Genomic DNA, 12,490 nt, shown 5'->3' on the forward strand with positions numbered 1-12,490 from the left:
GCTGAGAAAGTCAAGAGAGATCTGTGCGCCGATCCGTGAACCGGTCGGCAGGGCTCGTCCGATGAGGAGATGTGAGCGATACGGGAAGCGACGGGGAGCTGCTGCGGGCCATCGCGGCGGACGGCGACCGGCGCGCGTTCGAGGAGCTGTACCGGCGGTACGCGCCGTGGCTGACCGCGCGGCTGCGCGGCCGGTGCGCCGACGCCGGGATGGTCGACGACGTCGTCCAGGAGACGTTCCTCGCGGTGTGGCGGGGCAGTGCCCGCTACCGCGAGGACGGGGACGTGGCCGGATGGCTGTGGCGGATCGGGTCGCGGCGGCTGATCGACGTGCTGCGCGGCGACGGGGCGCGCGGCCGGCTGCGGCAGGCGCTGGCGCGGCTGCGGCACCGGGACGAGGCGTCGGCGGAGGAGCGCGTGCTCGCGGGGGTGGAGCACGGGGACCTCGCCGGCGCCCTGGTCCGGCTCTCGCCCGAACTGCGGGCGGTCCTCCAGGCCACCGTGATCGACGGGCTGACCACCCGGGAGGCGGCCGTCCTGCTGGGCATCCCGGCCGGCACGGTCAAGACACGGGCCATGCGCGCCCGTAAGCAACTGCGGGAGGAGCTGGCATGACCTGGCATGTGGCCGAAGACGACGTACGCGCCTATGCGCGGGGCGAGTTGGCACCGCCCATGGTCTGGTCCGCCGACACCCACATCGCCCAGTGCGCCGAGTGCCGGGCCCTGTTGGCGTCCGTCACGGACCCCGTCGCGCTCGACGCGGGCTGGGAGCGTATCGACGCCGAACTCGACGCCCCCAAAAGGGGGTTGATGGAGTCGCTGCTCGTGCGGATCGGGGTCGCCGACCACACGGCACGGCTGCTGGCGGCGACGCCGGTGCTGCGCCGCTCGTGGCTCGGCGCGGTGGTCGCGCTGCTGGTGATGACCGTCCTGGCGACCAACGCGGTGAAGACCGCCCAGTCCCCGACCCTCTTCCTCGGTCTTGCCCCGTTGCTGCCGCTCGCGGGGGTGGCGCTGTCCTTCGGGCCGAAGTTCGACCCGACGTACGAGATGACCGTCGTGGCCCCGCTGCACGGCTTCCGCCTCCTGATGATCCGCACGGTCGCCGTCCTGGCCGCCGGCCTCGGCCTCAACCTCCTGGCGTCCCTGGCCCTGCCCGGCTACGGCCTGGCCGCGCTCGGCTGGCTGCTGCCCGCCCTCGCCCTGACCACGACGGGCCTGGCCCTGACCCCCCGCCTCGGTCCGGTCCTCGCACCGTCCCTGGTCGGCGGCGGCTGGGTGCTGTTCCTGCTGGCCGCCTACGAACGGCACTCCGAAACACTCGCCCCCTTCACCCCGGCCGGACAGGGGGTGGCCGCGACGGTGGCCGCCCTGGCGGCCGGGCTCCTCTATCTCCTCCGGGACCGCTTCGACACGCGTCCGACCGCCTTCGGCGACCTCGTCTGATTCCGGATTCCGGCCTGCCCGACTCGCCGTCCCGGCCCGTCCGACGGCCGCGACGCGGCCGGTGCCGGGGCGGCCGGACGGGTGGCCGGGCCGACCGCCGGACTCTCCGGCGCGGCCGGGACCGCCTCGGTGCCCCGCCCGCCGCCTTCGGGCCCCTCGTCCGAATCCCACACGTTCCGTGGCCCTCGGGCCCTCATCCGAACCTCTCGAACCCTGACTGGAGTTCCGTACATGACCACCACCGTCTCCGCGGCCGGGCTCAGCCTGCGCTACGGCTCGACGCAAGCCCTCGACGACGTGTCGCTGCGGCTCGGCGAGGGCGTCACGGGCCTGCTCGGCCCCAACGGGGCAGGAAAGACCACCCTGTTGAGGGTGCTCGCCACCGCGCTGCCCGCCGACTCGGGCGCCTTCACCGTGCTCGGCCACGACCCGGGCACCACCGCCGGACGCCAGGAGGTGCGGCGCGTCCTCGGCTATCTGCCGCAGACACCCGGCTTCCACCCGGACTTCACCGCCTTCGAGTTCGTCGACTACGTCGCGATCCTCAAGGAACTCACCGACCGCGAGGGGCGTCACCGCGAGGTGCGGCGGGTGCTGGAGGAGGTCGACCTCTCCGACGTGCGCGGCAAGCGCATCAAGAAGCTGTCCGGCGGAATGCGGCAGCGCGTCGCGCTCGCGGCGGCCCTCGTGGGCGACCCGGGCTTCCTGGTCCTCGACGAGCCGACCGTCGGCCTCGACCCCGAACAGCGCATGCGCTTCCGGGAGTTGATCGCCCGGGCGGGCGAGGGCCGTACGGTCCTCCTCTCCACCCACCAGACCGAGGACGTCGCGATGCTCTGCAACCGCGTCGTCGTGATGGCCGCCGGCACCGTCCGCTTCGACGGCACCCCGGCCGAACTCACCGCACGGGCCGCCGGCCGGGTGTGGAGCGGCACGGAACGCGACCCGGCCGCGATGGCCGGCTGGCGCACCGGCCTCGGCGCCTTCCGCAACGTCGGCGACCCGCCCCCCGGCGCGGAACTCGTCGAACCGACCCTGGAGGACGGCTACTTGATCACCCTCGACGGCATGGCCGCGGAGGTGGCGGCATGAGCGCCGTACTGGAGAAGGCACCCCCGGCCGAACGCGCCGACGAGCAACGACGGTCCTGGGCAGCGGTGTTGGCGCTGGCCCTCTTCGAGGCCCGCAAACTCCTCCTGCGCCTCCCCGTGTTGCTGATGTTCGTCCTCTACGCCGCCTGGATCGGCTGGACCATGCGCGACGCCTGGACCACTTACCCGGCCCTCCAGGACGTCGACCGCGCCACCCAGACCGGCCCGCTGCTGCCCGCCCTGGCCGTCCTGCTCTGCGCCAACCAGGCCGTGCTGCGCTCCCGACGCCAGGACACCGACCGGCACTTCGACGTGCTCGTCCTCGAACCCTGGCGCCGTACCGTCGCGTTCGTGCTGTCCGTCGTACCGGCCGCCGCGCTCACCGCGCTGCTGGTGGGCGCCCAGTTCACCTGGGGCGTGCTCGCGCCCGGCTCGGTCGGCCACGGCTCGATGGGCGAACTCCTCGTCGGACCGCTGACGGTGCTGCTCGCCGGAACCGGCGGAGTGCTGCTGGCCCGGGTCGTGAAGTCGCCGTTCGCGGCACCGATGCTCCTGGTGCTGGCGTTCTTCTCGACCCTCTTCCTCGGGGCGGTCCCGGGCGACGACAACGGCAGCGCGACGCGGTGGCTGGTACCGGTCATCGGTGACGCGAGCAGCAAGACGCTCCCCTCCGACCTGCTGGGCCGCCCGGCCGCCTGGCACGCCCTCTACCTGTTCGGACTCGCGCTGACCCTGGCCCTCGCGGCGGTGCTGGTCAACGGCGGCCGTACGAAGACCGTCGCCGCCGCGCTCGTCGTGACCGTGGGCCTCGGCGCATGGGGCGCGGTGGGCCAGGCCGGCAAGGTGTCCCAGGCCACCACCGACGCCCGCGTGCTGGCCACCCTCAACCCGGCCAAGGTCCAGTCCTGCGCCCGGCACGGCAACTCCACGTACTGCGCGTTCCCCGAGTGGAGGCCCCGCACCGGCACCTGGGCCGAGGTCGCCGACCACGTCCAGTCCCTGGCCGGCGGCACCGCCGCCCAGGAGAAGCTGCTCGTACGGCAGCGCGTCGAGGCCCGCTACGGCATGGACGGCGACGGAGCCATCGAGCCGTCCACCGTGCCCTACCAGGTGACCGTCGGCACCCGCTGGGGCGGCCCCCGGGTACCGGAGTTCGCCGCCGCGGTCTCCTCCGTGCTGGTCATGGGCAGCGAGAAGGCGTCCGATTCGCTCTGCGACGGCCGCATGGTCACCATCATGTGGATGGCGCTCGGCTGGCAGTCCGACCCGCTGACCCAACTGCGCGCGGTCCGGCTCGACGACAGCGTGAGCGGCTCGGCGATCGTGCTCTCGCCGACCTACCCGATGTCGATGACGGCCGAACAGACCACGGTGGTAAGGGAGTTGCTCACGGCCGGCAAGGCCACGATCGCCCCCAAGGTGAAGGCACACTGGGCGGAGCTGACGGCACCCAAGGTGACCACGGCGAAGGTGGCCGAGCTGCTCGGCGTCAAGGCGCCGACGGGGGCGGACAAGTGCGAGTGACCACAGGAGTGTTGGGGCAGTTGGCGCGCCCGGTGCTGCGCGCCCTGCCCTGGCGGGCGCTCGGCGCGGGCGCCGTGGCGGGGCTGCTGCTGGCCGCGCTGCCCCGCCTCACCTCGGTCGACTTCGACCCGCGGTCGGCACTGCTCCTGCTGCGCGGCGCCGTGCTCGCCTTCGCCCTGGGCCTGACGTTCCTCCTGGACGACCCGGCCCGCCAGGTGACGGTGGCGGTCCCGACCCGTCGTATGCTCCGGGCCGCCCTGCGCACCGCACTGGTCGCCCCGCTCGCCGCGCTGTGGTGGACCGCCGTCGTGCTGCTGATACCGGCGCAGGCACGGCCCCCGGTCGGCGACGTCACCCTGGAGGCGGCCGCCGCGGCGGTCGTGGCCCTCGCGGCCTCGGCCGCCGCGATCCGCCTCACCGACGAGGCGGAACCGGGCCAGCGGCTCGCGATCGCCCTCCTCGCCACATCCATGGCGGCGGCTCTGCTGTTCCCCGCGAACTGGGGCCTGTTCGCCGTGCCGAAGGACAAGTGGTGGGCGACGGGCCATCAGCACTGGGCGTTCGTCCTGGCGGGGGCGGCGCTGGTGTGGACGGCTTGCGGGCCGGAGCCGGTGCGGCGCAGGCGGCTGAGGCTCACCCCTTCCTGACCGAGCCCCTCGTGACTCGGCCGTTCACGACTCCGACCGGTACATCAAGTCCGTCTCGTACGTCGTGAACCCCAGCCGCTCGTACACCGACACCGCCGCCTTGTTGTCCGCGTCGACGTACAGCATCGCCGTCGGCAGTCCCTGCGCGGCCAGGTGCCGCAGGCCGATCGTCGTCAGGGCCTTGCCCAGCCCGCCGCCCTGCGCGCCCGGCAGGACCCCGACGACGTAGACCTCGCCGCGCTGCTCCTCCGCGTGGACCTTCGTCCAGTGGAAGCCGATCAGTTCGCCGTCGCGTTCGGCGAGGAAGAAGCCCCGGGGGTCGAACCAGGCCTCGCCCTTGCGGTCGTCCAGGTCCCGCTGGGTGAGGGAGCCCTGCTCGGGGTGGTGGGCGAAGGCGGCGGCGTTGACCGCGAGCCAGGCCGCGTCGTCGGCGCCGGGCACGAAGGTCCGTACGGTCACGCCCTCCGGAAGCACCGGCTCGGGCAGCTCCAGATCCGCCAACGTCCGCCGCAGCTGGCGCAGTTCGCGGAAGAGGGCGAGCCCGAGGACCTGCGCCAGATGGCGCGCGGCGGGATGCCCGCCGTGCGCCCACACCCGCAGCCGCTTGCCCGAAGCGGCCAGCAGCGCGGAGCCGAGCGCCCGCCCGTGTCCGTGCCCCCGCTCCGAGGGGCGGACGACGAGCTCGGCGGCCGGTGCCTCCACCGGGTCGGTGTCCTCCAACTGCCCGTAGCCGACGAGCTCTTCGCCCAGGGTCAGCAGCAGATGCTGGACCCCCGGCCGCGCACCGCCGCGCAGTTGCAGCCGCCCCTGCTCGGACACCGCGGGCTGACCGTCGGTCCTGGCGGCCTCGGCGATCAGCGCGAGGACGGCCCCGGCCTGGTCCGGGGTGAGCTCGGAATAGGTCTCGATGGAGCGGGAGATGGGCGCGGGCCGTGCGGTGTCGTCGCTGGTCATGGCCTCAGGGTAAGCGGACCCGGCAGCAAAGTGGCGGCAAAGAAGAAACCAGGATGTAACCAAGAACCCCCTGTCACGCTACGCGCGTTGACCCTAGGCTGCGCCGGAACGTGGTGACTTCTCAGCCGACTCACAGGGGGGCTCATGCCAGCCACTTCCCAGCCGTACCGCCCGCGCAGACGCCGTGTCGTCGGCCTGCTCGCCGCCGCCGCGAGCCTGGCCACCGTCGGTGCGCTGGCCGCCGCGCTGCCCGCCGACGCGCACGGAAACCCTGGCGGCGACTACGGGCACAAGCCCAGCCGCTACCAGGACGTACAGCTCCTCTCCTTCAACGACCTGCACGGCAACCTGGAGCCCCCGTCCGGTTCTTCCGGCCGGGTCACCGAACTCCAGGCGGACGGCACGACGAAGACGATCGACGCGGGCGGCGTCGAGTACCTCGCCACCCACCTGCGCGAGGCCCGCAAGGGCAACCCCTACTCGATCACCGCGGCCGGCGGTGACATGGTCGGCGCCTCCCCGCTGATCTCGGGTCTGTTCCACGACGAGCCGACCATCGAGGCCCTCAACAAGCTTGACCTGGACGTCACTTCGGTCGGCAACCACGAGTTCGACGAGGGCGCCAAGGAGCTGGCCCGCCTCCAGAACGGCGGCTGCCACCCCACCGAGGGCTGCTACACGGACAAGAAGTTCGAGGGCGCCGACTTCCCCTACCTCGCGGCCAACGTCCTCGACGAGAAGACGAAGAAGCCGATCCTCAAGCCGTACTGGGTGTGGAAGAAGAACGGCGTCAAGGTCGGTTTCATCGGCGTCACGCTGGAGGGCACCCCGGGCATCGTCTCCGCGGACGGCGTCAAGGGCCTGCAGTTCAAGGACGAGGTCGAGACGATCAACAAGTACGCCAAGGTGCTGCAGAAGCAGGGCGTCAAGTCGATCGTCGCGCTGATCCACGAGGGCGGCTTCCCCGCTTCCTCCTCCTACAACTACGACTGCGACGCCTCCGGCAGCGGCTCCGGCATCTCCGGCCCGATCGTCGACATCGCGAAGAACGTCACCCCGGCCGTCGACGCCCTCGTCACCGGCCACACCCACAACGCCTACGTCTGCACGATCGACGACCCAAGTGGCAAGCCCCGTATGGTCACTTCGGCCGCGTCCTTCGGCCGCCTCTACACGGACACCACGCTGACGTACGACCGCGTCACCGGCGACATCGCCCGTACGGCGGTCAAGTCCGCGAACCACGTGGTCACCCGGACCGTGCCCAAGGCCGCCGACATGACCGCCCTGATCGGCAAGTGGAACACCCTCGCCGCCCCCATCGGCAACCGCGCGATCGGCTACATCTCCGCCGACGTCAACAACACCGGCACCGAGTCCCCGATGGGCGACCTCATCGCCGACGCCCAGCTCGCCTACGGCAAGGAGCTGGACCCGGAGACCGACCTCGCGCTGATGAACCCGGGCGGGGTGCGGGCGGGCCTGACGTTCAAGGCCTCCGGCGCCGAGGGCGACGGCGTGGTGACGTACGCCGAGGGCTTCACGGTGCAGCCGTTCGCGAACACCGTGAACCTCCAGGACTTCACCGGCGCGCAGGTCGTCCAGGCGCTCAAGGAACAGGTGAGCGGCACGAACGCGGCGGCGCCGAAGATCCTCCAGCCCTCGTCCGGACTCACCTACACGCTGGACCTGACGAAGACCGGCGCGGACCGCGTGGTGACGGACTCGATCCGCCTGAACGGCGCGGCGATCGACCCGGCGGCCACCTACCGCGTCGCGACGAACAGCTTCCTCGCGGGTGGCGGTGACGGCTTCCCGACGCTGGGGCAGGGCACCGGTGACCTGGTCGGCAAGGACGACCTCTCCGCGCTCGCGCAGTACCTGACCGCCCACTCGTCGGCGGCGAGCCCGCTCACGCCTCCGGCGGCGAACCGGATCACGGTGGTGCAGTAGCAGTCAGCAGTTTCTCCCTGCTCAGGGGGCCCGGTGCCGCAGGTCGGCGCCGGGCCCCTTCCGTTTTCCCGAGGCCTGGGCCGTTCTAAATTCTGTGTAAGGGCGGGTTCAGTTCCGCGAATTCCATAAGAATCATCCATGGCAATCGCACAGGAAGGTCTAAGCGAAAATCGCTTTTCCTGCGCCGGAAGTCCAGTAGTGTTTTCCATGTCGAAAGCGAACAGCGCAAACGACAGAGGCAACACAAGACAAAGGAGAGCACTATGAGCTTCCACAAGATCGTCCCCGTCAAGAAGCACCACAAGCCCGCCCCGGCCCCCAAGAAGGCCCCGAAGAAGCCTGCTCCGGCCCCGAAGCGCCGCCCGGTCGGCCACAAGTAAACAACTTATAAGACGTCGTAACAGGGAGGGAATTAATCATGAGTTTCAACAGGATCCACCCCGTCAAGAAGTCCTGCAAGCCCGCTCCGGGAGCCAAGAAGCCGGCCCCGAAGAAGCCCGCCCCGAAGCGTCGCCCGGTCGCCGACAAAGGCTGACAAAGAATTTACAGGCGTAATTCAAAGGCGGTTGCAGCAGATCGGTTGAGGAACTGTTGCAGAACCGCAGCAGACACCGCGAAAGACGTACCAGAGAGGGAACCCGTCATGAGCTTCCACAAGATCGTCCCGGTCAAGAAGCACCGCAAGCCGGCCCCGGCTCCGAAGAAGCCCGCGCCGAAGAAGCCGGCGCCGAAGCGTCCGGTCGGGCACAAGTAAGCAGTCCGACGAGCCGCAGAAGAAGACCCGCATCACCCCCCACCCGGCCGCAGGGCCGAACCTCCAGAGAGGGAACCCGTCATGAGCTTCCACAAGATCGTCCCCGTCAAGAAGCACCGCAAGCCCGCCCCGGCCCCCAAGAAGCCCGCGCCCAAGAAGCCCGCGCCGAAGCGCCCCGTCGGGCACAAGGGCTGAGCCAGTACCCAGTGAGGCGGGGCCGCCGGTTAGCGAGTTCGCTCGCTCCGGTGGCCCCGCCTCGGCCACGTCCAGGCCGCAATCCGTAGTCCGAAGGGAGTTGTTGACCATGAGGGAAGCCCGTGAGGCCTTCCGCCGTTTCTGGCCGCTGACCCGCGGTGACCGCAAGTGGCTCGCGGTGATCATCACGTGCGTCATCGTGTCGGCGCTCGCCGAGACCGCCGCGATCCTGCTCTTCGCGGAGCTCACCGACAACGCCCTCAAGGCCGGTTCGCTGTCCGCGTTCTGGGGCCCGGCCGCCGCCTGGCTCGGCGTCGCCGTACTCGGCGCGCTCGTCGGCTACTTCGGCAACTCCCTCGCCACCTGGACCGCCGAACGCTTCGTCCTGCGCCTGCGCGCGAACGTCTTCCGCCACGTCCAGGACCTCCCGCCCCACTTCTTCCAGAAGCACCGCCGGGGCGACCTGGTCGAACGCCTCACCGGAGACGTCGAGGCCATCGAGCAGATGGTCGTGTCCGGCGTGGTCGGCACCATCTCGGCAGCCTTCTCCGCGGTCTTCTACGCTTGCGCGGCCCTGTACCTCCGCTGGGACCTGGCCCTGGCCACGTTCGTCCTGGCGCCCTTGTTCCTGTTGGCCGCCCGCCGCTTCTCCGGCCGTATCAAGCAGGCCTCGCAGGACGAGCGGGTAGCGGACGGCGCGATCACCTCGGTGGTCGAGGAGTCCCTCGGCAACGTGGTGTTGACCCAGGCGTACAACCGCCGCCGGGACGAGGAGAAGCGCCTCGACATCGAGGCCCGCGCGTGGATGAAGGCGTCGGTGCGGGGCGCCCGCCTGAGCGAGATGTACGAGCAGTTCGTGGAGGTGGTCGAGACCCTCTGCGTCCTCGCCGTCATCGGCCTGGGCGTGTGGGAGATCTCCGCCGACCGCATGACCCTCGGCGCGCTCCTCGCCTTCGCCGCCTTCATCGGCTACCTCTACCCCCCGGTCCGCAACCTCGGCCAGCTCGGCCTCACCCTCACGGCAGCGACCGCGGGCGCCGCCCGCATCAACGAGATCCTGGACGCCACCCCGTCCGTCGGCGACCCCCGCGAACCCGTCCCCGCCTGGCCCGTCCACGGCTGGGTCAGCTTCCACGGCGTGACCTTCCGCTACCCCGGCGCGGCCCGCGACACGGTCGACAACGTCACCTTCAGGGCGGACCCGGGAGAGCTGGTGATCGTCACGGGCGAGAGCGGCGCGGGCAAGTCGACCCTGTCGAAGTTGCTGACCCGCTTCTACGACCCCTCCGAGGGCGTGATCTGCCTGGACGGCGTCCCCCTCCGTGACGTACCGCTCGAATTCCTGCGCGAGAACGTGGCGTTGCTGCCCCAGCAGACCCTGATCCTCAACGGCACGATCCGCGAGAACATCGAGTGCGGCAGGCCGGGCGCGACGGACGAGGAGATCGAGCGGGCGGCGCGGGCGGCGGCGGCCCACGACTTCATCACGGCCCTTCCCCAGGCCTACGACACGGGGATCGCCCCCGGCACGGCGGCACTCTCCGGCGGCCAGCTCCAGCGGATCGCCATCGCCCGCGCGATGTTGCGCCAGGCCCCGGTCCTGGTCCTGGACGAACCGACGGCCGGCCTCGACTCGGTGGCCGCCCGCCAGGTGATCCAGCCCCTGCGCCGCCTGATGTCCGGCCGTACGACCATCATGATCACCCACGACCTGAGCCTCGCCCCCGACGCCGACCGCATCCTGGTCGTGGAGGGCGGACGCCTGGTGGAGACGGGAACGCACGCGGAGTTGGTGTCAAGGGGCGGCGCGTACGCGCGACTTGCGGGCCCGCTGCCGGAGATGGCGATCACGGGACACGGCACGGGACGGCACCGTGCGGAGGACACGATGATACTGCGCCCGGTCCCGCCGCAGGCACCGGACGAGACGATGATCCTGAGGCTCCCCCTCAAGTAGGGATCACCTGGAGGGAGTTGCCCGGAGGCTGTACCCCAGCCCCCGCACGGTGTGGATGAGCCGCGGTTCGCCGCGGCTCTCCAGTTTCCGGCGCAGATACATGACGTAGACGTCGAGGGTGTTGGACGCGGGCTCGAAGTCGAAGCCCCACACGTGCCGGTGCAGCCGGGACCGGGTGAGCACGGTGCCCGGATGGTGGAGCAGGTACTCCAGCAGCAGGAACTCGGTCCGGGTGAGTTCGAGCGGCCGGCCGCCACGGGTGACGGTACGGGTGCGCGGGTCCATGACGAGATCGTGGAAGACGAGCTGTTCCAGCTCGGGAACGGGCGGCGGCTCATCGACCGCCCGCCGCCCGCTCCTCCGCAGCAACGCCCGTACCCGCGCCAGCAGTTCGTCCACCGCGAACGGTTTGCTGAGGTAGTCGTCGGCGCCGTTGTCGAGGGCGACGATCCGGTCGCCGACGGCGGTCCGCCCGGTGAGCATCAGGATCGGCACGGTGGACCCGGAGGCGCGGATGCGCCGGGTCGCTGCAAGCCCGTCCAACTCGGGCATGGTGACGTCCATCAGCACGAGGTCGGGCGCGGCGCCGAGCAGATCGAGGGCGGTACGTCCGTCCTCCGCGAGGACGGTCTCGTACCCCTCGAACCTGAGCAGCCGCCCGATCCCTTCCCGCACGTCCGCGTCGTCATCGGCCAGCAGAATCTTCCGCGCCTCCGCCATTCGAACACGGTGTGACGGGTGACTGTGGCGGGGCTGGCAGAGGGCTATGTGTGGGCTGGGGCTCGTCGGGACGCGAGCCGGCGGAGGAACGCGAGGAGGAGGGCGTAAACGGCGAGAGGAGCGCAGAGGAGCAGGAGGAAGGGGTGGGGTTCGCCGCCGGTGCCCACCTCCCAGATGAGATACATGCCGCCGGCGAAGCAGGCGAGCACAGCCCAGGTGATAGCCCGTTCCTGTGCCTTGCGATGCCCCGCGCGCAGCCTGATCCTGGCCTCGACCTCGGGTCGCGATTCCCAGGTCATGCCGCGGTGTGCGGCGGCGACGGTACGCAGATCGTCGATCTCGGCCCGCAGGTCCGGGAGTTGCCAGTCGTCGACGTTGGGGAGGAGGAACCGGCGGCCGTCGTTGTCGTAGAGCCAGGTCCACCACCGGACGTCCGCGCGGGCCTGCTTCGAACGCTCCTCGACACGCAGATCGTAGATGTCGTGCCAGGCCCGTCTGCGCACGCGGAAGGCACCGCGGACGGTGACGCCGTCGGCGTCCACGGAGGTGAGACCTCGCAGCGTGGCGAGAAGGGCCCAGACCGCCAGTGCCGCGATGAGCGCCAGCATCAGCACTTTGTACCGGAACGGAATGCTGTCGGGCCGCGTCATCTGAAGCACGCCGTTCCCCGCGATGATCCACGCGAAGACGACCCGCCCGCGAGACGCCTTCCTCCACCTGCGGTACTCCCGCTCGATCCCGCGCCCGTTCCCGTCCGCGTCCCCGTGCATGGGCCCTCCCCCCGGTCAGCAGGGAAGGAGCGTAAGGCAGGAGGCTGTGTACGTCAGGAGCGGGGTCGGGGTCCCGCATCCGGGATGCGCTCGCCCCGGCTGACGGCGATGCGGATCACGTCCTCCAGTGACTCGGACACCCTGGTGAGCGCGAAACGCACGGCGCGTTCGCCGCTTGTGCTGCTGGTGGCGCTCATGCGCGGCACCACCACTCCGTGGAAAGGACCGGGGCCTCACCTTGAGGCAACTCGTCGAGCAACTGGCCGCCGAGCAGCTGACGTTGGAACAGATCGCGGAGCGAGTAGCCGCCGAGCGGCAGGTCGTCCGGGACCTGATCGGTCTGGACCTCAGCGATGAGGAGTTCGACGGGGCGCCTGACATCCGCGGCGGCATTCACAAGATCGCTGCCGAGAAGGTCCGTAGGGCGCGAAGCGCGTCGCCCCTCCCACGACCCCTCTCCCGAAAAGTGTGTCACTTC

12 protein-coding genes are annotated in these 12,490 nt (G+C 70.8%); 7 read left to right on the forward strand and 5 right to left on the reverse strand.

The window, feature by feature from the left end:
* The first annotated feature begins 71 nt into the window (after nucleotides 1-71).
* From ACWDEW_RS23580 to ACWDEW_RS23600, 5 genes are all read left to right on the forward strand, one after another.
* Nucleotides 72-614: an RNA polymerase sigma factor gene (locus ACWDEW_RS23580; RefSeq protein ID WP_327403021.1), complete on the forward strand. Its 543-nt coding sequence runs from the start codon at nucleotides 72-74 to the stop codon at nucleotides 612-614.
* Nucleotides 611-1,447 carry a zf-HC2 domain-containing protein gene (locus ACWDEW_RS23585; RefSeq protein ID WP_450514911.1) on the forward strand — a complete coding sequence of 279 codons (837 nt, stop codon included), beginning with the start codon at nucleotides 611-613 and terminating at the stop codon, nucleotides 1,445-1,447. The genes ACWDEW_RS23580 and ACWDEW_RS23585 overlap by 4 nt, the downstream gene beginning before the upstream one ends.
* A gap of 231 nt (nucleotides 1,448-1,678) precedes the next feature.
* Nucleotides 1,679-2,539, forward strand: a complete 861-nt coding sequence (locus ACWDEW_RS23590) for an ABC transporter ATP-binding protein (RefSeq protein WP_450514912.1) — start codon at nucleotides 1,679-1,681, stop codon at nucleotides 2,537-2,539.
* Nucleotides 2,536-4,062 (forward strand): ABC transporter permease, encoded by a 1,527-nt coding sequence (locus ACWDEW_RS23595; RefSeq protein WP_450514913.1) that lies wholly within the window; start codon nucleotides 2,536-2,538, stop codon nucleotides 4,060-4,062. Before ACWDEW_RS23590 ends, ACWDEW_RS23595 begins: the two co-directional genes overlap by 4 nt.
* Entirely contained in the window at nucleotides 4,053-4,709 is a 657-nt protein-coding gene (locus ACWDEW_RS23600) for an ABC transporter (protein ID WP_450514914.1), read from the forward strand. Before ACWDEW_RS23595 ends, ACWDEW_RS23600 begins: the two co-directional genes overlap by 10 nt.
* 24 nt (nucleotides 4,710-4,733) lie before the next feature.
* Here ACWDEW_RS23600 and mshD read toward each other — a convergent pair whose 3' ends face one another.
* Nucleotides 4,734-5,663 (reverse strand): mycothiol synthase, encoded by a 930-nt coding sequence (gene mshD, locus ACWDEW_RS23605; RefSeq protein WP_450514915.1) that lies wholly within the window; start codon nucleotides 5,661-5,663, stop codon nucleotides 4,734-4,736.
* A gap of 144 nt (nucleotides 5,664-5,807) precedes the next feature.
* Here mshD and ACWDEW_RS23610 point away from each other — a divergent pair, with 144 nt between their 5' ends.
* Together ACWDEW_RS23610 and ACWDEW_RS23615 are read left to right on the forward strand one after the other, a co-directional pair.
* Entirely contained in the window at nucleotides 5,808-7,616 is a 1,809-nt protein-coding gene (locus ACWDEW_RS23610; RefSeq protein ID WP_450514916.1) for a bifunctional metallophosphatase/5'-nucleotidase, read from the forward strand.
* Between the two features lie 1,058 nt (nucleotides 7,617-8,674).
* Entirely contained in the window at nucleotides 8,675-10,522 is a 1,848-nt protein-coding gene (locus ACWDEW_RS23615; RefSeq protein ID WP_450514917.1) for an ABC transporter ATP-binding protein, read from the forward strand.
* 3 nt (nucleotides 10,523-10,525) lie between these two features.
* Here the strand turns inward: ACWDEW_RS23615 and ACWDEW_RS23620 are convergent, their stop codons facing one another.
* The 4 genes from ACWDEW_RS23620 to ACWDEW_RS23635 are packed head-to-tail and all read right to left on the reverse strand — an operon-like array spanning nucleotide 10,526 to nucleotide 12,409.
* Nucleotides 10,526-11,242, reverse strand: coding sequence for a response regulator transcription factor (locus tag ACWDEW_RS23620; RefSeq protein WP_450514918.1), 717 nt, complete (start codon nucleotides 11,240-11,242; stop codon nucleotides 10,526-10,528).
* A gap of 44 nt (nucleotides 11,243-11,286) precedes the next feature.
* On the reverse strand, nucleotides 11,287-12,012 hold the full coding sequence (locus ACWDEW_RS23625; protein WP_450514919.1) for a PH domain-containing protein: 726 nt from the start codon (nucleotides 12,010-12,012) through the stop codon (nucleotides 11,287-11,289).
* A 53-nt stretch (nucleotides 12,013-12,065) separates the two neighbouring features.
* On the reverse strand, nucleotides 12,066-12,209 hold the full coding sequence (locus ACWDEW_RS23630) for a hypothetical protein (RefSeq protein WP_450514920.1): 144 nt from the start codon (nucleotides 12,207-12,209) through the stop codon (nucleotides 12,066-12,068).
* Nucleotides 12,206-12,409, reverse strand: a complete 204-nt coding sequence (locus ACWDEW_RS23635) for a hypothetical protein (RefSeq protein ID WP_450514921.1) — start codon at nucleotides 12,407-12,409, stop codon at nucleotides 12,206-12,208. The genes ACWDEW_RS23630 and ACWDEW_RS23635 overlap by 4 nt, the downstream gene beginning before the upstream one ends.
* Between the last annotated feature and the right edge of the window lie 81 nt (nucleotides 12,410-12,490).

The sequence above is a fragment of the Streptomyces sp. NPDC001100 genome (assembly GCF_053598575.1).

Coding starts and splice junctions, on each gene's coding strand:
- mshD (WP_450514915.1), bottom strand. CDS start 5,663: ATGACCAGCGACGACACCGCACGGCCCGCGCCCATCTCCCGCTCCATC.
- ACWDEW_RS23615 (WP_450514917.1), top strand. CDS start 8,675: ATGAGGGAAGCCCGTGAGGCCTTCCGCCGTTTCTGGCCGCTGACCCGC.
- ACWDEW_RS23630 (WP_450514920.1), bottom strand. CDS start 12,209: ATGAGCGCCACCAGCAGCACAAGCGGCGAACGCGCCGTGCGTTTCGCG.
- ACWDEW_RS23625 (WP_450514919.1), bottom strand. CDS start 12,012: ATGCACGGGGACGCGGACGGGAACGGGCGCGGGATCGAGCGGGAGTAC.
- ACWDEW_RS23620 (WP_450514918.1), bottom strand. CDS start 11,242: ATGGCGGAGGCGCGGAAGATTCTGCTGGCCGATGACGACGCGGACGTG.
- ACWDEW_RS23610 (WP_450514916.1), top strand. CDS start 5,808: ATGCCAGCCACTTCCCAGCCGTACCGCCCGCGCAGACGCCGTGTCGTC.
- ACWDEW_RS23585 (WP_450514911.1), top strand. CDS start 611: ATGACCTGGCATGTGGCCGAAGACGACGTACGCGCCTATGCGCGGGGC.
- ACWDEW_RS23595 (WP_450514913.1), top strand. CDS start 2,536: ATGAGCGCCGTACTGGAGAAGGCACCCCCGGCCGAACGCGCCGACGAG.
- ACWDEW_RS23590 (WP_450514912.1), top strand. CDS start 1,679: ATGACCACCACCGTCTCCGCGGCCGGGCTCAGCCTGCGCTACGGCTCG.